Below are 20108 nucleotides of genomic sequence, written 5' to 3' on the forward strand. Positions count from 1 at the left end.
TCCTTGCCGCGCGCGGCGTGGGTAGGTAGCTTAGTCCTGCTGCATGTACCGCACTTTGACCTTACGGTTCTTGACGCGACCGTCGTTGAGCTTGCGCAGCGCCACGGGGGCGATATCGCGCTCCACAGCAATATACGTGAAGTTCTCGAGCACGTTGATCTTGCCGATCTGGCTGGCCGCAAAACCTGCCTCGCCGGTCAGCGCGCCGAGCACGTCGCCCGGACGGATTTTGTCTTTCTTGCCGCCATACATCTGAAGGGTCACCATCGGCGGCAGCAAATGGCCGGCGCCCGACGGCGTCAGCTCGTCGAGCTTGTGCCACGGCACTTCACGGCCTTGCGACGCTTCGATCGCCCCCACCCGGCCCATCTCGTTCATGCTGACCAGACTGAACGCCCAGCCGTCTTCGTCCGCGCGGCCGGTACGGCCAACACGGTGCACGTACACCTCGGGGTCGGGCGTCACGTCCACGTTGATCACGGCTTCGAGCTGGGTGATGTCGAGCCCGCGCGCGGCCACGTCGGTCGCGACAAGCACCGAGCAGCTACGGTTCGCAAACTGAATCAGCACCTGATCGCGCTCGCGCTGTTCCAGATCGCCATGCAGCGTCAGCGCGTGGAAGCCTTCGGCAAGCAGCACGTCGGTCAGATCGCGGCACTGGGCGCGGGTGTTACAGAACGCAATCGTGCTGACTGGGCGGAAGTGGTCGAGCAACAGCCCCACGGCGTGCAGACGTTCTTCTTCGCGCACTTCGTAAAAGCGCTGGCGAATCTTGCTGGCGTCGTGCTTTTCTTCAAGGCGAATCTCGCGCGGCGAGCGCAGCAGGCGCTGGGCGAGCTTGCCGATCCCTTCCGGATAGGTCGCCGAGAAGAGCAGCGTCTGGCGCGAGGCCGGCGTCTGGCGGGCAACCGTGGCGATGTCGTCGAAGAACCCCATGTCGAGCATGCGGTCGGCTTCGTCGAGCACCAGCGTCTTCACGTTGGCCAGCGAGAGCGTTTCGCGCTCAAGGTGATCCATGATGCGGCCCGGCGTGCCCACCACGATGTGCGCGCCGTGCGCGAGGCTCTCAGCCTGCGGACGCAGCGGGGCGCCACCGCACAGCGTAAGCACCTTGACGTTGTCTTCGGCGCGGGCGATGCGGCGCACTTCCTGCGCGACCTGCTCGGCAAGCTCGCGGGTCGGGCACAGCACGGCGGCCTGCACGTTGAAGTCGCGCACATCGACGCGCTGGAGCAGTCCGAGCGCGAAGGCGGCGGTCTTGCCGCTGCCGGTCTTGGCTTGTGCAATGAGATCGTGCCCGGCGAGCATGTCGGGCAGCGCGGCGCCCTGAATGGGCGTCATCGAGACGTAACCGAGCCGTGCGAGGTTCTCCTGCATGGCAGGCGAGAGCGGCAGGCTCGAGAAGGGGGCGCCGTCGGCGCGTGAATCGGGGGCTTTTGAAGTCATGCGCAATTATACCGGCTTATCTCCGTCCAACCGGCGGGGTGCCGGCGCTGCCATACTGGGCGTCGTGCCGCCGTAGCGGGCTGCCGCCGCGGGTTGCCGCCGGTCTCCCCGACGCACCATTGCTGCCCGGGGCCACCCGGCGTAGCATGGCCTTGCCTGTCGATGACTCGTCCCATTCCTGCCGAGGTTTTTCATGCCTGCGCATCCGGAAGAGAAGGTCCGCCAGCACATGGCGGAAGTCGTGACCATGGCGCGCGAGCGCGCGCCCGACGTCGCTGCCCAGTTCGAACCCTTCGTATTGCATTACTACGGTCTTGCCGATGCCGAGGAGGTCGTCTCGCGCAGTGTCGCCGATCTTTATGGCGCGGCGATGGCGCATTGGCAACTGGGGCAGAAATTCGTGTCCGGCCAGCCCCGCATCCGTATCTACAATCCCACACTCGACCAGCACGGCTGGCATTGCAGCCACACGGTGGTCGAGATCGTCAACGACGACATGCCGTTTCTCGTCGACTCGGTGACGATGGAAATCAACCGGCAGGGGCTGGCGCTCCACTCGGCGTTCCACCCCGTCTACCGCGTCACCCGAGATAACACTGGCAAACGGATTGCTGTGGCCCCCGGCGGCGGTATCCGGCGCAGCACCATGCCGGCTATCGGCGACGGGGCCAGTGCAGCCAGCCCGAGCGGCAAGACAGCGCGTGGCGGCACAGGCAACGGCGGTGCTGCGGGCGCGGCACAGGTCGGCGCGCTGCTCGGCGCTACAGCCGCAGCGGGCGCGGCCTCGCCAACTGGCGACGGTGGTGGCGCCAGTCAGGACGGGGGGCGTTTCGAATCGTATATTCACATCGAAGTCGACCGCTTCTCCGAACCCGAGCGCATTCAGGCGCTTGCCGACGGCCTGCAACGCGTGCTCGGCGACGTGCGCGCAGCGGTGGAAGACTGGCGCGCGATGCAGGCGGCGGCCCACGCGGCCATCGAGGCGCTCACGCAACGGGCGGCGCAGAAGGGCGTGAGCGAGCAGGAGCGGGCGGAAGTGGACGAGGCGCAGGCCTTCCTCGACTGGATGCTCGGCCGCCACTTCACCTTCCTGGGCTATCGCGATTACGAACTCGTGGAGCGCGACGGCGCGCATTATCTGCAAGGTGTGACGGGGACCGGGCTGGGCGTACTGCGTGAATCGCGCCGCGACGCCGCGTCGCCCGACGTCACCCGCCTGTCACCGGGCGCCATCGGCATCGTGGAAGCCAGCACGCCGATATTCCTTACCAAGGCGAACTCGCGCGCCACCGTGCACCGGCCGGGCTATCTGGACTATGTGGGCGTGAAGCGCTTCGACGCGCAGGGTCGCGTTTGCGGCGAGCGCCGCTTTCTGGGCCTGTACACATCAACCGTCTATATGGTGCCGGTGGAAGATATCCCGCTGGTGCGCCGCAAAGTTGCCGAAGTCATCGGGCGCACGGGTTTCCTGCCTAACGGCCATCTGGCCAAGACGCTCGTCACCATTCTCGAACAGTACCCGCGCGACGAACTCTTCCAGATCGATGTCGACGCGCTGGCGGAAATTGCGCTTGGCATTCTGCGCTTGCAGGAGCGCCAGCGTACGCGGCTCTTTGTGCGGCGCGACCGGTTCGACCGTTTCGTGTCGTGCATGGTGTTCGTGCCGCGCGAGAAATTCAATACGGACCTGCGCGTGCGGGTGCAGAACCTGTTGCTGGCGGCCTATCACGGCACCGGCGTGGAATTTACGCCGCAACTCTCCGAGTCGATGCTCGCGCGCATTCACATTACCGTTCGCACGGAGCCCGGCCATGTGCCCGACGTCGATGTGAACGAACTCGAAGCGCGCATCGTCGAGACGTCGCGCCGCTGGCAGGACGACCTCTCGGAAGCCCTGCGGGAGCAGTTGGGCGAAGAGCGGGGTATGCGGGCGCTGCGTCGCTATGCGCAGGCGTTCCCCGCCGGGTATCGCGAAGACTATGCCGCGCGCGTGGCAGTGCGGGACGTGGAATTGATCGAGCCGCTGCTGGGCGCGCGCCAGTCGGCCACGGGTTGCTCGCAGTTGTCGATGCAGCTTTATCGTCCGCTCGAAGCCTCGCCCGGCGCGTTGCGTTTCAAGATTTATCAGGCGGGCGAACCCATCGCCCTCTCGCGCAGCCTGCCGATGCTGGAGCATCTTGGCGTGCGCGTGAACGACGAGCGGCCGTATCGCATTGAGACCGCTGACTCGGGCGCGATCTGGATGCACGATTTCGGCATGACGAGCCTCGATGGTGCCGACGTCGATCTTGAAAATGCGCGGGCGCGTTTCGAAGACGCCTTCGCGCGTATCTGGGCGGGCGACGTCGAGAACGACGATCTGAACCGGTTGGTCTTGCAGGCCGGGCTCACGTGGCGCGAAGTGCGCATCCTGCGCGCGTACGCCAAGTACATCCGGCAAGTCGGCTCGACCTTCAGCAATGCCTATATAGAAAGCGCACTGACGGGCAATCCGTCCATTGCAGGGCTGCTCGTGCGGCTATTCCTTGCACGCTTCGACCCGGCGCTTCCAGCGCAGACGCGCACCCATCAGTCGGAGCGGTTGCGCGCACAAATCCATGCGGCGCTCGAAGACGTGCCCAATCTCGACGAAGACCGCATCCTGCGCCAGTTTCTCGGGGTGCTGGAGGCGACGCTGCGCACCAACTACTTCCAGCGCGGGAAGGACGGCACGACGCAGAAGCCTTATCTGTCGTTCAAGTTCGATCCGTCGAAGGTGCCGGGTTTGCCTGAACCGAAGCCGATGTTCGAGATCTGGGTGTATTCGCCTCGGGTCGAAGGGGTGCACCTGCGCGGCGGGCGCGTGGCGCGTGGCGGTTTGCGCTGGTCCGACCGACGGGAAGATTTCCGCACCGAAGTGCTGGGCCTCGTCAAAGCCCAGATGGTGAAAAACACCGTGATCGTGCCGGTGGGCTCGAAGGGCGGGTTTGTCGTCAAGCAGCCGCCGGCGCCGGGCGATCGCGACGCCTTTCTGGCCGAAGGCGTGGCGTGCTATCAGACCTTCCTGCGCGGTTTGCTCGATCTGACCGACAACTATGTCGACGGCCAACTCGTGGCGCCGGCCGACACCGTGCGATACGACGCGGACGATCCGTATCTCGTGGTGGCAGCCGACAAGGGCACGGCCACGTTCTCCGATTATGCAAACGCCATTTCGGCGGAGTACGGCTTCTGGCTGGGCGACGCGTTTGCGTCGGGCGGCTCGGTCGGCTACGACCACAAGAAGATGGCGATCACTGCGCGCGGTGCGTGGGAGTCGGTCAAGCGGCATTTCAGCGAGATGGGCGTCGACACGCAAACGCAGGACTTCAGCGTGGTCGGTATCGGCGATATGTCGGGCGACGTGTTCGGCAACGGCATGCTGCTCTCGAAGCATATCCGGCTGGTGGCGGCGTTCGATCACCGGCATATCTTTCTCGATCCGACGCCCGATGCGGCGGCCTCGTTCGCCGAGCGCGAGCGGCTGTTCCAGCTGCCGCGCTCCAGTTGGGGCGACTACGACGCCAAGCTGATTTCCGCGGGTGGCGGCATCTTTCCCCGCAGTGCCAAGACGATTGCGCTCTCGCCCGAGGTGCGTGAGCTAATCGAGACGGACGCCACCGAAATGGCCCCGACCGACCTGTTGCGCGCCTTGCTGAAGGCACCTGTCGACTTGCTCTACAACGGGGGTATCGGCACCTACGTGAAGGCGAGCACGGAATCGCACGCGCAAGTGGGCGACCGGGCGAACGATGGGTTACGCGTGAACGGGCTCGACCTGCGATGCAAGGTCGTTGCGGAAGGCGGCAATCTCGGCCTGACGCAATTGGGCCGTATCGAATACGCGCAACACGGCGGACGGATCAACACCGACGCGATCGACAATTCGGCGGGCGTCGATTGCTCCGATCACGAGGTGAACATCAAGATTTTGCTGGGCATCGTGGTGGCCGATGGCGAGATGACGCTCAAGCAACGCAACACGTTGCTCGCCGAGATGACGGAAGAGGTCGGCACGCTTGTGCTGCGCGACAACTATCTGCAAACGCAGGCGTTGTCGCTCGGGCGTTTGCGTGCGGCAGCGGCGCTCGACGGCGACGCCCGGTTCATGCGGTATCTCGAACGGGGCCAGCGGCTTGCGCGGGCGATCGAGTTCCTGCCCGACGACGAGGCGCTCGACGCACGGCGCGCGGCGGGCACGGGGCTGACATCACCCGAGCGTGCCGTGCTTATGGCGTACAGCAAGATGTGGCTCTACGACATGCTGCTCGCCAGCACGTTGCCCGATGCGGAATTCGTCGCGGAAGAATTGCCGACGTATTTCCCGACGCCGTTGACCAGCCGGTGCGGCGCGGCCATGACGCGGCACCCGCTCAAGCGCGAAATTCTGGCGACGATGCACGCCAATGCGCTCGTCAACCGGGCGGGCGTGACGTTCGTCCATCACCTGAGTGAGGAGACGGGCGCCGACCCGGTGGATGTCGTGCGCGCGAGCCTTGCAGCACGCGGTGTGTACGGGCTCGACGCCTTGTGGGAAGAAGTCGACGCGCTCGATGCCCGTGTGTCGCATGAAACGCAGGCGGCGTTGTTCACCGCGCTCGCGCAGTGGCACGAGCAAGCGACGCTGTGGTTCCTGCGTCGTCGCCTGACGGACGTGCCGCAAACGGTGGAGCGTTTGCGTGGCGTGCTCGATCCGTTGCTGCCGACACTGGATTCGCTCGTGAGCGGCGAGGCGGCTGAAGAAGCGCGGGCGAAGCGTCAGACCTTCGTCGATGCGGGCGTGCCGCCTGCGCTGGCGCAGACGGCGGCCGGTATCGGCGCGCGCGTGGCCTTGCTCGATATTGCCGAAGTGGCGAGCACAAGCCGATGCGAACCGGCACTGGCGGCGCAGGTGTATTTCGCGCTCGACCAGCCGCTGGGCTATGGCTGGCTGCACGCAGGGGTGCTCGGGCTGCCGGTGCAATCGCATTGGCAGCGTCTGGCGCGGGCCACCTTGCTGGAGGAGTTGTCCATCCTGCGGCGGCGTTTGACGGCGAGCGTGCTCGACGGCGAGCCGACGAAAATGACGGAAACGACGGAAACCACGGATGCGGCATCAGACAAGTCCGTCACGGCGCCCGCCAGCACCCAAGCCGACGCCCGGGTGGCTGACTGGCAGCAGGCGCATGCCGACTCGCTGGCCCGCTATCACCGTGTGCTGGCCGACCAGGTGGCGTCGGGCAGCGCCGATCTGGCGATGCTCTCGGTCAGTCTGAAATCGCTCGCCGAAGTCGGACGATGATGTTGTCGTACCACCTTGCCATCGCGTTGTTGTGATATTGGCTGGTCTCATACGGGGCGGGGATTTTCTCCCGCCCCGGCTCACATGTCATTCCAAATTGAGTGTGATTGAGTCATCACACCTCATCAAATCCGTCAACTATTAAGCGTTTACACAAAAGACGCAAAACGGCGTATCATTCGGGAAAACCCTAGGATTGAACTGGCCCGCGCAAATGCTTGCCCATTGCGCGGGTTGTTACGTCCTGGGGTTTCGTCGATTCTCTTTTCCCTTCGCAATGTCAAACGACGCCCGCACCCCTACGCAGTTTGCGACGACGCTGCAAATCGTCTCGACCGTGTTCTTCACGTTCCTCTGCTACTTGACCATCGGTTTGCCGCTCGCGGTGTTGCCGTCGTTCGTGCATGTGGATTTGGCTTACAGCTCTGTCATTGCCGGTCTGGCGATCAGCGTGCAGTATCTGGCGACGTTGCTCTCCCGCCCGTACGCCGGTCGCACGGCGGATGCGTGGGGGCCGAAGCGCACGGTGCTGTGCGGTTTGGTCGCGTGCGGCGCATCGGGCTTGCTCGTGGCGCTCGGCGGCGTGTTCTCCGGCGTGCCGTGGCTCTCGCTGGTGGCGTTGATTCTCGGGCGTCTGGTGCTGGGCTTTGGTGAAAGCTGGGTGTCGACCGGCGCGATCATGTGGGGCATCGGACAAGTGGGCCCGGCGAATACCGCACGAGTGATTTCGTGGAATGGCGTCGCGACGTACGGCGCACTGGCGCTGGGCGCACCGCTCGGTGTCGCCCTCGACAACGCATACGGCATCGAGGCCTTGGGTGGCGCGATTGCGCTGTCCGGTGTCGTGGGTTTGCTGTTGGCCCGCATCAAGCGTGCGACGCCTGTGATTCATGGCGAGCGTCTGGCGTTTCGTGCGGTGCTGGGGCGTGTGATGCCGTTCGGCATGGGGCTGGCGTTGGGCTCGATCGGGTTCGGGGCGATCTCCACGTTCATTACGCTGTACTACGCCAGCCATCATTGGGACAACGCTGCACTGGCGCTGACTGCGTTCGGCGTGTGTTTCATGGGCGTTCGGCTGGCGCTGGGCAGCAGCATCGCGCGCTTTGGCGGTTATCGCGTCGCGATGGTGTCGTTTGCACTGGAAGCCTTCGGCCTGATCGTGCTTGGCGTTGCCCCGACCGGCTTTACGGCGTTGCTGGGCGCGGCACTGGCGGGCGCGGGTTTCTCGCTGGTGTTCCCGTCGCTGGGCGTGGCAGCGGTGAACCTGGTGCCGGCGCAGAATCGCGGCGCGGCGCTGGGCGCTTACTCGGTATTTCTCGACGTTGCGCTGGGTGTGACCGGGCCGGTCGCTGGCTTGATCGTCGGCGCCTATGGTTATGCCGAGGTGTACCTGTGCGCTGCCGTGGCCGCCGTCGCTGCGGTGTTGCTCACGGTCTGGATGTCGCGTGCCGCCCGGGCACGTGCGGCCAGTGAAGCGCAGGAAGCCGACGAAGCTGGCAAGGCAGCCAGCGGCGCCAAGAAATCCCCACAAGCGGCGTAATCCCGCACGGCGGCGACAAGCCGCCGTTGCGGTGAAAATGCGCCGCTGACGCATCGATGGGTATCCACCCATAACGCGTGCACTCCAGCGATCTCTCGAAAGAATCCCCGTACATTGCCAACACGCCCTCGGATGTTCCGAGGTTTGATGGAAATATTTCGGTATCCGAAATGATATGTAGTGGATGGAGTTTCCCGGAGTGAGTGATGGGGCAGAGATCGCGTGCGAGTGGAAAACGGGAAGCCGGCAGTTGCGGCACGCAGAATTTAATTTGCCCCGAGAGCGATTCGAAGAAGTGCTGGTTTGCCGGCGCTTCGGCGGTCAAATGATGTAAGCCGACACCTTCTGGGACTCCGGATTCTTTTGCGAGGCAGTGATGGCAAGCGGACGAGCGATAGCAGCAGTACTGGTGACATTGGCGCTTGTGATGGCCGCGCGCTCGATGCGCCCACCGGCATCACAATCCGAGTCTGTCCCTCAGCGATGTCCTGTTTCTCAGGAGGTTGTCCGACTGATGGGGGCGAGGGGATATGCGATGCTCAGTCACCAGGGTGACGACTGGTTGCCTTTGATGGTGCCCCCTGGTGGCGGCCGTGACGATGCGCCGCCCATGCTCGTCAACTGCACCTATGCGTTGGTATCCGACGCGGGTGTAGACGCGTTCTACTGGCCGGCCGAGACCAAGGCGGACACCTCGTTGCCCTTGGGCGTGAGGCGTTTAAGTGTTCCGAAGGGGTCTTTCGGCACGCTGATGTCGCTCTGCAACACGAGCGCGGGCCCGGGGCAGGGACGGTGCAGGGGGTGACCGGGCGGCGCGTGAATCACCGGCCAACTTTGCCTTGCGCGGCAACAATCGCGGCCAGTCGTTTGATGAGCGACGGAATACGTGCCGCGTCCGTATCGCCGTAGCCGATGACGAGCCCGTTATCGGCCGGTTGCGGATCGAGTGCGAAGCTCGACAGTGCGCGTGGCCCCATGCCTTCGCGCAAGGCGGCCGCCACAATCGTCTTGTCGTGGAATGTAGGATCGAGACGTACCGTCAGATGCAGACCGCAACGCTCGCCGATGACCGCGTATGCCGGATCGAAGTGTTCGGCGAGTGCCTCGCGCAAAGCGGTCTGGCGCTCGCGATACAGGCGTCGCATGCGGCCCAGATGTCGCGCGAATTGTCCGCTGCGGATGAAGTCGGCCAACGCCAGTTGTTCGAAGCGATGGCCGCCGCGAAGCAGTTCATCGAGGGCATCTCGCGTTTGCGCGGCAAGTTGGGTTGGCAAGATCAGAAAACCGAGCCGCAGTGCGGGAAACATCGTCTTGCTGAACGTGCCGACGTAGACCACCGGCGCGTCGGGCACCATGCCTTGCATGGCGGCGATCGGCTCCCCTTGATGGCGAAACTCGCTGTCGTAATCGTCTTCCAGAATCCACGTGCCGTAGTGGCGAGCCTGCGCAATGAGGTCGAGCCGGCGTGACGCCGACAGCACACTGCCCAGCGGGTATTGGTGCGATGGCGTGACGTACACCAGACGCGGCGTCGACGCGGCCCACGCACCCGGCGGAATCACGATGCCTTCGTCGTCGACACGCATGGCTTGCACGCGTACGTCGCTCGCGTGAAAGGCGGCTTTTGCGCCGCGATATCCGGGGTCTTCCATCCATACCGTGTCGCCGGGGTCGGTGAGCAGGCGCACGCAGAGGATCAGCGCTTCGTGGGCTCCTTCCGTGATGACGACTTGCGACGCGTCGCAACGCACACCGCGAGAGATGCGTAGGTGTTCGGCGATGGCTTCGCGCAGCGCGGGTTCGCCCAGCGGGTCGCCGTAGTGATAGTGGCGTGGTTGCGCTTCGCGCATCACGCGCTCTAGCGTGCGGCGCCATGTGCTGGCCGGAAATCGCGTGAGGGAGGGCACGCCCGGCACGAAGGGCAATGGCGATTCGTTCGCCCGTGCGGCGTGGCTTGTGGCGGGCAAGCGCTGCACCCGGCGTGACGCGCTCGGCGCGGCGGCAGGCGAGTCGCTGACGTTGGTCTCGGGTGTCTGGCTCGCGGCGTCGACGCTCATGGTTTTGGCGACAGCCGAGTCCCCGGTCGATCTGCGGCGGGCCGATTGTTTAGCTGCTTCTTCGGCCACACGCGGGTCGAGCGAGAGCTGGGCGACACGGGTGCCAAGCCGGTGCGGCACGATGAAGCCTTCGGCGGCCAGTTGGTCGTAGACGATCGACACCGTGTTACGTGAGACAGCGAGATCTTCCGCGAGCGTGCGCGAGGCCGGCAAGCGTGCCCCGGCGGGAAGCCGTCCTTCGAGAATGGCGTGCTTGAGCCGGGCAAGCAGTTGCTTCTGGAGCGAGAGGCCACGTCCCGTGCCGGTGTTCAGCGGGCTGTCGAACAGCGCGGCGACGTTCTCGGGCCCCGGATCGTTGTGAATCTCACTGACGTGCTTGGCGGATGCTGACATGACGTGGCACCATTAGATTGCTTCAATGTGGTGCTTTTTATCGTACCATCAATGCGTTACTTTGGTGTCGTGACACTTGCGTCCATCACGTTCCTGGAGAGGACATTCATGACTGAAGCAACGCTGTTCAACGAATACGATCAACCTATCGGGCCGCCCGTGCCGGAGTGGACGCCGCGCGCACAGCCGCCCCGCACCCCCATCATTGGCCGTTACTGCCGTGTCGAACCGCTCGACGTGGAGCGTCACGCGAAGGATTTGTTCGACGCCTACGCGAGCGCTCCCGACGGGCGTGACTGGACTTACATGGGCGTAGGCCCGTTCCCCGATTTCGATACCTACTACACGCATGCCACCAAGCAGGCCGCCTCTACCGACCCGATGCACCATGCGGTGATCGATCTGGAGACGGGCAAGGCGGTGGGCACGCTCGCACTGATGCGAATCGACACGGCCAATGGCGTGATCGAAGTGGGCCACGTGGCGTATTCACCGTTGCTCAAGCGCACCCGCGCGGGTACGGAAGCGCAGTACCTGCTGCTCAAGCGTGCCTTCGACGAGTTGGGTTATCGCCGATACGAATGGAAGTGCGACGCGTTGAACGCGCCGTCGCGCCGCGCGGCCACGCGCTACGGCTTCACCTTCGAGGGCATCTTCCGTCAGGCGATCGTCTACCGTGGCCGCAGCCGTGACACGGCGTGGTTCTCGATCACCGACGGCGAGTGGCCTGCCATCAGCCGTGGTTTTGCGCAGTGGTTGTCGCCGGAGAATTTCGATGCCGAGGGTGAGCATCGGGCGAGTCTGGCCGAACTGATTTCGGTCGCGAAGGGATAACCTTCCGATAAAAAAACGCCCCGCTGGAAGCGATTCCAGCGGGGCGTTTTGTCGTTCAGAGACTGGCGTTGCGCGTTGGCGCACTGCCAGCCAGTCTCGCCGGATTTTATCCCGGGAAGAACGCGTACTTCAACACGAACAGCACAGCGATGACCCATGCGGCCGGGTGCACGTCCTTCGCACGGCCCGTGAACAGCTTGAGCACGGCGTAGGAAATGAAGCCGAATGCCAGACCCGTCGCGATCGAGTACGTGAACGGCATGGCCAGGGCGGTCAGGGCGGCCGGGGTGGCTTCCGTGATGTCGTCCCATTCCACGTCGAGCAGTTCGCGCAGCATCAGGCCGGCCACGTAGAGCAGGGCCGGCGCCGCGGCGTAGGCCGGGACCGAACCTGCCAGCGGCGCGACGAACAGTGCCAGGATGAACAGCCCGGCGATGGTGAGGGCGGTGAGGCCTGTACGACCGCCGGCTTGCACGCCCGAGGCGCTTTCCACGTAGGCGGTGGTGCTGCTCGTGCCCAGCAGCGAGCCGAAGAAGATGGCGATCGAGTCGGCGAACAGTGCGCGTCCGAGCCCCTTGTATTGCGTGCCTTCGAGCAGACCGGCGCGCTTGGCCACGCCCATCAGCGTGCCGGTAGCGTCGAACACTTCGACCAGCACGAAGGCCAGAATCACGTGCACGAAGCCAGCGTGCAGTGCACCGGGGATATCGAGCTGGAGGAACGTCGGCGCGAGGCTCGGCGGCATGGCGAACACGCCCTGAAACTGGTTCAGGCCGAGCACCATCGAGAGCACCGTCACGACGAGAATGCCGATGAGGATGGCACCTCGAATGCGCAGGGCATCGAGCACGGCGATCAGGAAGAAGCCGAAGATTGCGAGCAGGGCTTGCGGCGAGTGCAGATCGCCGAGGCCGATCTTGGTGGCCGGGTTGGCCACGACGATGCCGGCGTTACCCAGTGCGATGATCGCGAGGAACAGACCGATACCGGCCGCGATGGCGCAGCGTAGCGATTTGGGTACCCCGGCAATGAGCCACGATCGCACCCCAGTCACGGTCAGGATGATAAAAATACACCCCGAGATGAAGACTGCGCCCAGCGCTTGCTGCCAGGTGTAGCCCATGGCACCCACCACGGTGAACGCGAAAAATGCGTTCAGGCCCATACCGGGGGCCATACCGATCGGGTAGTTGGCCACGAAGGCCATGATCACCGAGCCAATCGCCGCCGCCAGACACGTCGCCACGAACACGGCACTCTTGTCCATGCCGGTGGTGCCGAGAATGTTGGGGTTGACGAAGATGATGTAAGACATCGTCAGGAAGGTGGTGAGACCTGCCACCATCTCTGTCCTGACATTGGAGCCATGCTCCTCGAGTTTGAAGAATTTGGTCAGCAACGTGCGCTCCTATTCACTTTGTTATGCCGTCGTCCGTGTGCAGCGGGGGCGCGCGCATTGTACTGCGCGCGCGCCGTGCTGCCGAGTTTGTCAGAACTTGGTGCGCATGCCCACCCCGAAAGTATTGCCGGCTTCCAGCCCCGACACCTTGTCGTTGAGGTAGGCGGCATACAGATCGGTGCGCTTGGAGAGGTTGTAGTCGTAACCGACGGCCCACGTGTTGCGGCTCACGTTATTGGCACCGGTGTTCTTGGTATAAGCGTAGGACGCCATGACACTGCCGCCACCGAGCGGCACTGACACACCGAACTGGCCGCCGTTGGACGTGAGGTTGCCGCCGGTGATGTTGTTCTTGATGTACTGATACTGGCCGTAGAGCTTGACGATCTGGAAGTCGTACGTGAGACCGGCCTGCAACGCTTGCTGATTGCGGAAACCGGTAATGCCGGCTTGATCGTCGGGCGTCGAATCGAATTTCACTTGCTGGAACGCGACGGTGGCAGCGAGCGGGCCATGGAAGTACATGGCGGCGGCGCTCCACTTGTTCTGGCCGGCCTCACCGGCCTTGTTGCCGAATGCGTACGAGAAGCTAGCGCCCAACCCCTTGTAGTCGGGCGTGGCGTACATCACGCCGTTGCTCCAGCCGGAGTCACCCACGATGCCTTGCCCCGATTGGCCAAGGAACGTGTGATAGACCATCGGGCTGAAGGTATAGGAATCGACAAACGGGTTGAACAGAATCGTCGACACGAAGTACGACGTGGTCAACCGGCCCATCGTGATGGTGCCGAGCGTGTTCGACTGGAGACCCACGTAGGCGTTGCGCGAGAAGAAGCTATCGCCCGTGTAGCGGCCGTAGTTACCGTTTTGCGGCAGGAAGAAGTCTTCCAATACGAAGATGGCCTTGAGACCATCGCCCAGATCTTCGCTACCCTTCATGCCCCAGTACGACGTGGACATGCCGCCGCCGCCCTGTGTCCATGCCCGCTCGCCGCCGGGTATTTTAGCCGCGCCGACCCAAGCGTCGACCTGCCCGTAAAGCGATACGTTGGATTGTGCTTGTGCCGCCCCTGCCGCCGCACCACAAACCGCGAGGGCGAACGCGCCCCGCAGCCATCCCGCTGCCTTGCTCATGAATGTGTCTCCGTCTCGTTTTGATTTATGCGTGCGCCTTGTACAGTTGTTTCACCGATGCATTTCAGGGGCACGCCCGAGTCATTGACACTGACTTCACGTTGCGCGGTATCGGTGCTGCTTTAAGGCGTGATCATTATTATCAAGACGGTAATGTCGAAATATCATCGGGGTTTGATACTCGGTATTACGTTGTGAACTTCATACGGCGCGGGTTAACACCGAAGTTTTCTTAAAAAACTTTCAAAAAAATGGCCGTCGCGATGGACGGCCTTAAGTCTCTTGAATCGTAGTGTTGATTCTTGAGACGAGCAGGAAACTGGTGGACTTCCTATTTCTAGGCAAGCGACAGGCGGGAGGGCGAGTGGATTCGAAATCTCATCGCGGAGGAGCCAGCATGACGGGAACTGGTCGCGCCTGCACAATACCGGCGTCCACGGGGGCTATTCCGTCTCTGCCGCCATTGAGCGCGCTCATCGCTTGTACAAGTCCGTCGGCGTAATAGTGGCGGCGCGGGGGCGGGGGGAAGCACGGAGAGTCGCCCCATTGTTGCGTGACGGGGTCCCACTGTGCGTAGCATTCCTCATATCTATAAACAGATGGTGAGTCCCCGTTGGGATACGTCTCCATGCTTTGATGAGGTGCTCCCGGCAAGACATTGATTGGCACGTCCACATGCGGGCGGTTGGCCGAGATATCTGTGAAGCGCCCCGAACGTTCCGAATTCAGACCCAACGTGTCGGCGTTGTCGTTCACCCATTGCGCGAAGACATCCCAAAGTTGTCGATTGTGAAGTAAGCCCGGAATCCGCAGTTCTTGACCCGAGAATCCATCAGTCGAGCGGACAACAACTACCTCCGGCGGGTTATTGCGCCAAACGGGATATTTTCCGTAGCCGTTGGTCGGGCTGGAGAATAAGTCTATTTTGTCTGGCCATTTGTCCTTGAATTCGTATTCGAGCGGATGCTTGTAAAAATTGGACTGGTGCGACGGCGATGCGGGATGGGGGGAGATATAGGGCCAGTTTTGCTTCAACAGATGACGCGTTGTCGAATTCATCTGGGCATTAGACACTTCGTTGTCGCGCGGGTTGCCATACGCAACGGGGCTGTAGACTGCATTCATCGCATTATCTCCAAATGACTTTCAGAGCCTCTTAGACGGAAGTGTCTTAACGGCTCGCGTTCAATCTGTCACACAAATCGAGCGCGATATTCGAAGTCATATGGAGTTGGGAGTCGTCATTGCTGTCATGTGAAAAATCATTGCGGACACACTGGGAAATTGGCGTTTGGTGTTGAGCTGACACTTTGACGCTGCCTCGGTCAGCGCCTGCGGTCTGCCGCCGGTACGGCCCCCGTTTTCGTCGCTCCCCGTTACTCGCTTTGGAAAACGGGGACCGCACCGACGGCCATCTCTATTCCTTCGCATCGTCGCAACCGATTGTCCCACCCACATCGCTATGCTCCGCCACTCTCCCATCCCGATAACACCATCTCCTCCAACGTAAAGGGTCTCGCCAGTCGTCCCCACGTGCTTCGCATCTGCTGGTGACGACCGTCGAGACCCTCGCTCCTCCCGATGTCGTTCTCCATGCCCGGTCCACGAAGGTCTCCGTAGTGAATACCCATGGGACTCAACGCGAAGCGGGTCTCCCGAAGCGATCACCTGACCCGACCGGGAGTCAAGAAGTACCGCGGGGATGTCGAGGGTCTCGGCGCCCATCCCCAGCAGATGCAAAGCACGTGGGGATGGGCGACGAGGCCCTCTGCGTTGGAGAAGGCGGTGTTATCGGGATGGGAGAGTGGCGGGGCATGGCGACGTGGGTAGGGCGATCGGGGGCGACGTTGTGATGGCGTGAGACGAGCTGTCGGGCCGGTCCCCGTTTTCCAAAGCGAGTAACGGGGAGCGACGAAAACGGGGACCGGGCCGGCGGCCGACCACGGGCGTGTGAGTCTCGGGAACTCAGTGCATCGCAAAGGTCATCGTCAGCCACGAACGCCGCAAGCCGCAAGCCAAACGCCACCGCTCAACGCACCGCCCGCCAATCCGCGTTATGCGCCGCCAGCCAGTTTTCAGCCAATTGCGGATCGCCGTGGTTGTTCGGATGGAACCCCGTCGACATGTACTTCAACATCGGCCCAGTGCAACGCCACACCACGCCATCGCGGCCGAAGAACATGGTCGTGAAACCCCACCACGTACTCGGTTTGAATAACGTCCCGTCGCGCCACAAATTGCTAATCGTCTGCGCATGACTTTCCAGCGCGAACATCATCAACACGTACACATACGTGAGAATGCGCATCCGCTCGCTGCCACCCAACGCGCGATACAGATCGAACGCTACCGCCTTGTGCTCGGTCTCTTCCGCCGCATGCCAGCGCCACATCAGTCGCATCTTCGGCTCGGCCTTCGCCAGCCAGCGGTCGTAACGCAACGCGCCGTCGCCGAACACCGCCGTGCAATGCTCATACGCCGCAGTCACCGCCAGCATGTACATCGGCGAAAGCTTGCGGCGCCGCGCAAATTGAATCCGCCGCGTCGCCCAGTTTTCCCAATGGTTCACCAAACCCTGCTTGGTCAACTGTGCGTTGTACTGCCCGTGGATATGGCGGTGCGTCGCTTCCTGTCCGATGAACTGCGCAATGTCGGCGCGCAATTTGTCGTAGCGCGCATCCTCAGGCAGACGATCCATCGTGTCCCGAACGGAATCGATAAACGACTGCTCGCCAACCGGGAAACTCATCGACAATGCGTTGTAGTACATCGTGCGGTAGGCATCCCCACTGTGCCAGTGGCGCTCGAAGCCACTCGCCAGATCGACCGTAAGCTTGCGAACGGTAAGGGCTGAAGTGTCTGTGGTCATGGCGCTTGCCTCTCAAATATCTCAACAGGTTGGGCGGAATCGCAACGGCCGGGTTTCGTGCCACCGGCGTGTCGTCACTTGAATTCCTCAACGAATGTGAGCATTATTCATTTCTTGCGCACTTTGCCGCAACTCGCTTCCCGCTCAGGTTTTTCGACATGTCCACACCTAAATCGCCCGCCCCGCTCAATGCCCCGTCCACTATGCGAAAGCGGCCGATGCAAGCCCGCGCGCAACACACGGTGGAGACCATTTTCGAGGCCACTGCTCAGGTTCTTGACGAGGAAGGCGAGGGTGCGCTGACGACCAATCGTATTGCCAAGAAGGCCGGATTCTCGATCGGCACGCTGTATCAGTACTTCCCGACCAAGGAAGCGATCCTGCTCGCGATGATTGCCCGCGAACGCCGTCGGGTGATGGACGAACTCAACGAACGGCTCGCGCGCGCAGCAGAAGAGGGCGCTGACCCGGAGCGCGTGATTCGCGAGCGGCTGCGTGTGCTGATCGAAGCGTTCGGCTCCGGCGGACGCGTGAAGCGCTCGCTCATCAAGATGGCCTGGCAACTCGATCATCACGAAAACATCATGCAGGCCCTGCGCGAAGCCTCGGAACACATTGCCATCGCGATGGCTCGACGCGATGCACCGGGCATGCGCCCGCCTACCGCCGCGACGGTGTTCGTGCTCACCCGCGCCGTCATGGGCACGCTGCGCTCGGCAGCGCTCGAAGACTCGCCATTGCTTGGCACTCCGGAGTTCGAGGACGAGCTTTACCGGTTATGCTGGGGCGTTTTGCGCGCAGACGTTTGATTGTCGTTTTAGTGTCGTTTGAATGTCGTTTGCATGGCGTTTAAGTAAGGCTTGGGTGTCTTCTCTCCCGTCGCACTAAGGAAACGCGTTCCATGGGCGAAATCGTCAAGGCGGTAAGCATTCTGGCTGGCGGTGTCGGCATCTTTCTAGTCGGCATGTCGATGATGTCCGACGGCCTCAAACTTGCCGCCGGACCTGCTCTCGAACGTATCCTTGCCGGGGCCACACGCACGCGCTGGCAAGCCTTCGCCTCGGGCGTACTGGTCACCGCCATCACGCAGTCGTCATCGGTCGTGACGATTGCCACCATCGGGTTCGTCAACGCGGGCCTGCTCAAGCTCGGCGGCGCGCTCTGGCTGATGTTCGGCTCGAACCTCGGCTCGACGATGATGGGCTGGATCGTCGCCGTCATTGGCCTGAAATTCAATATCGATGCCTTCGCCCTGCCGATGATCGCAGTCGGTGTTGCCTTGCGCCTCACCGGTGCAGGCTCGCGACGCGGGGCCATCGGTAACGCACTCGCCGGTTTCGGCCTGCTCTTCTTCGGCATCTCCCTGCTGCAATCGGCCTTTATCGATATGGCCGGCGCGATTCGTATGCCCGACGGGGAAGGGCCACTCGATGTCCTGCTGCAAGTCGTCGTGGGTTTCGTGCTGACCTGCATCGTGCAGTCGTCCGCTGCCGCGATGGCCATTACGTTGACCGCTGCGCAAAACGGCATGCTCGGCGCGCAAGGCGCTGCCGCTGTCGTGATCGGCGCGAACGTCGGCACCACGGTGACCGCCGTCATTGCGGGCATCGGGGCCACCCCCAACGCGCGCCGGGCTGCCATGGCGCACGTCGCGTTCAACGTCGTCGCTGCGTTGGTGGCGCTGCTCCTTCTGCCATGGATGATCGGCGCGATTACCGCTGCCATGAAATGGCTGGGCTACACCGACGATCCGGCTATCAAGCTCGCCATCTTCCACACGACGTTCAACGTGCTCGGCGTGCTGCTGATGATTCCGCTCGCCACGCCGCTGTTGCACTGGCTACAGCGGCGTTTTCGGACGCGGGAAGAGGACGAGGGCGCGCCGCAGTTTCTCGATGACAACGTGCTTCAGGTGCCGCAACTGGCCGTGGAAGCGCTCAAGCACGAAGTGGATCGACTTGGCGATATGTGCCGCCATATGGTGCGCGGCGCACTCCTCGGGACCAGCGCCGGCGTGCTGGCACAAGAGCACGCTTCGGTCACGCGCCTGGGCGGCGCGTGCCAGACGTTCGCGGAGCGCATGAGCCGCGTAGCGATGGAGGCCGCCGCTGCACAGGCACTGGCCGACACGCTGCGCACACTTCGCTACTACGAGAGCGCGGCGGAGCAAGCCGTCGCCGCTGCGGCACTGCGAGACCAGACGACCACGGCGACGGCAGGCTCCGATGTCTATGCCGCCTTCCTGCGCGAAGCGACGGCACTGCTCGATCACGTGGAAGGCGATGCCATGCCCGCCGATGGCGGTCAGTCGCTGACGACGCACGCCGCCGCGATGGAAGCCTCTTACGGCGGACTCAAGGCGAAATTGCTCGCCGACGGCGCAGCAGGCACCGTGCGTATCGCCGTCATGGAAGAAGCGCTGCGCCGCTACAGCGCCCTGCGGCGCGCGTTGCAACAAACGGTCAAGGCAAGCACGCGTCTCGCGAGAGGCACGGACCCGATCGACTGACCGGCGGGGCGTTTCAGAGGGCGCAGTGCCCCGTGTCAACGTCGCGTGACCCATCGCCGACAGTGAGCGACGGCGCGAGAGGGAGGGCGGCGAGGGGGAGGGCGGCCAGCACATCGCACCGAGAACGATATCTACCAATATGGTAGAAAAAATACCAAATTGGTTTGTTGTTGATTTATAGTTAACGCACGCTGCGTTAGCGGAATCGTTCGTCGAATCCTTTGCGTCGTGGCACCTCCCCCCATCCACCGCTAAGGACTGTTGTGCTGAATTTCATCCGGGACGCGATCGCGCTCATCAAGCGGCACAAAGGTGCGTTCGTCGTGCTCAACGTGACGTTCTTCGGCCTTGTCGGCCTGAGTTTTTTCACCGCCTCCGACAAGCCGGACCTGCCGCCTGAGCGCGAACCGCGTGTGCCGATCCGGGTCTTGGTGCATGCGCCACTCGTCAAAGCCGGGCGGTTCATTTTCTGTCTGCCGCCATCCGGCCACTGTGGCCGTCGCTGACGACGTCGCGTGTTGATTCGTGTTGTTGCGCTGCGTCACCTCATCTTGCGTTACACGAAACGCCCCGCTAGAATCCGCAAATGATTGATGGCAGACGGTGACGATTCATGTGACTCACATGA

General features: G+C 62.9%; 12 protein-coding genes. 6 read left to right on the forward strand and 6 right to left on the reverse strand.

Going from position 1 to position 20108, the window contains the following annotated elements:
* Positions 1–30 precede the first annotated feature (30 nt).
* Positions 31–1446, reverse strand: coding sequence for an ATP-dependent RNA helicase DbpA (dbpA, locus tag AT302_RS07315; RefSeq protein ID WP_058377856.1), 1416 nt, complete (start codon positions 1444–1446; stop codon positions 31–33).
* Between the two features lie 193 nt (positions 1447–1639).
* On the opposite strand from dbpA, the gene AT302_RS07320 reads away from it, so the two are divergent.
* Together AT302_RS07320 and AT302_RS07325 are read left to right on the forward strand one after the other, a co-directional pair.
* Positions 1640–6745 carry an NAD-glutamate dehydrogenase gene (locus tag AT302_RS07320; RefSeq protein WP_058377857.1) on the forward strand — a complete coding sequence of 1702 codons (5106 nt, stop codon included), beginning with the start codon at positions 1640–1642 and terminating at the stop codon, positions 6743–6745.
* A gap of 277 nt (positions 6746–7022) precedes the next feature.
* Positions 7023–8285 carry an MFS transporter gene (locus AT302_RS07325; RefSeq protein WP_058377858.1) on the forward strand — a complete coding sequence of 421 codons (1263 nt, stop codon included), beginning with the start codon at positions 7023–7025 and terminating at the stop codon, positions 8283–8285.
* A gap of 821 nt (positions 8286–9106) precedes the next feature.
* Here the strand turns inward: AT302_RS07325 and pdxR are convergent.
* Positions 9107–10735, reverse strand: a complete 1629-nt coding sequence (pdxR, locus tag AT302_RS07335) for a MocR-like pyridoxine biosynthesis transcription factor PdxR (RefSeq protein ID WP_058377860.1) — start codon at positions 10733–10735, stop codon at positions 9107–9109.
* 108 nt (positions 10736–10843) lie between these two features.
* Here pdxR and AT302_RS07340 point away from each other — a divergent pair, with 108 nt between their 5' ends.
* Positions 10844–11569: a GNAT family N-acetyltransferase gene (locus AT302_RS07340; RefSeq protein WP_058377861.1), complete on the forward strand. Its 726-nt coding sequence runs from the start codon at positions 10844–10846 to the stop codon at positions 11567–11569.
* A gap of 106 nt (positions 11570–11675) precedes the next feature.
* On the opposite strand, the gene AT302_RS07345 is transcribed toward AT302_RS07340, so the two are convergent.
* The 4 genes from AT302_RS07345 to AT302_RS07355 form a co-directional block, all read right to left on the reverse strand.
* Entirely contained in the window at positions 11676–12968 is a 1293-nt protein-coding gene (locus AT302_RS07345) for an NCS2 family permease (RefSeq protein WP_058377862.1), read from the reverse strand.
* A 90-nt stretch (positions 12969–13058) separates the two neighbouring features.
* Complete coding sequence (locus tag AT302_RS07350; protein ID WP_058377863.1) at positions 13059–14102, reverse strand: porin; 1044 nt, start codon at positions 14100–14102, stop codon at positions 13059–13061.
* A gap of 378 nt (positions 14103–14480) precedes the next feature.
* On the reverse strand, positions 14481–15227 hold the full coding sequence (locus AT302_RS27525; RefSeq protein WP_157125715.1) for a hypothetical protein: 747 nt from the start codon (positions 15225–15227) through the stop codon (positions 14481–14483).
* Positions 15228–16131: 904 nt separating this feature from the next.
* Positions 16132–16971, reverse strand: coding sequence for a metal-dependent hydrolase (locus AT302_RS07355; protein ID WP_058377864.1), 840 nt, complete (start codon positions 16969–16971; stop codon positions 16132–16134).
* 158 nt (positions 16972–17129) lie between these two features.
* On the opposite strand from AT302_RS07355, the gene AT302_RS07360 reads away from it, so the two are divergent.
* From AT302_RS07360 to AT302_RS07370, 3 genes are all read left to right on the forward strand, one after another.
* Positions 17130–17780: a TetR/AcrR family transcriptional regulator gene (locus AT302_RS07360; protein WP_058377865.1), complete on the forward strand. Its 651-nt coding sequence runs from the start codon at positions 17130–17132 to the stop codon at positions 17778–17780.
* A 92-nt stretch (positions 17781–17872) separates the two neighbouring features.
* Entirely contained in the window at positions 17873–19480 is a 1608-nt protein-coding gene (locus AT302_RS07365) for a Na/Pi cotransporter family protein (protein ID WP_058377866.1), read from the forward strand.
* Positions 19481–19743: 263 nt separating this feature from the next.
* Positions 19744–19986, forward strand: coding sequence for a hypothetical protein (locus AT302_RS07370; protein ID WP_058377867.1), 243 nt, complete (start codon positions 19744–19746; stop codon positions 19984–19986).
* The last annotated feature ends 122 nt before the right edge of the window (positions 19987–20108 follow it).

This window comes from Pandoraea norimbergensis (genome assembly GCF_001465545.3).
GTDB lineage: Bacteria > Pseudomonadota > Gammaproteobacteria > Burkholderiales > Burkholderiaceae > Pandoraea > Pandoraea norimbergensis.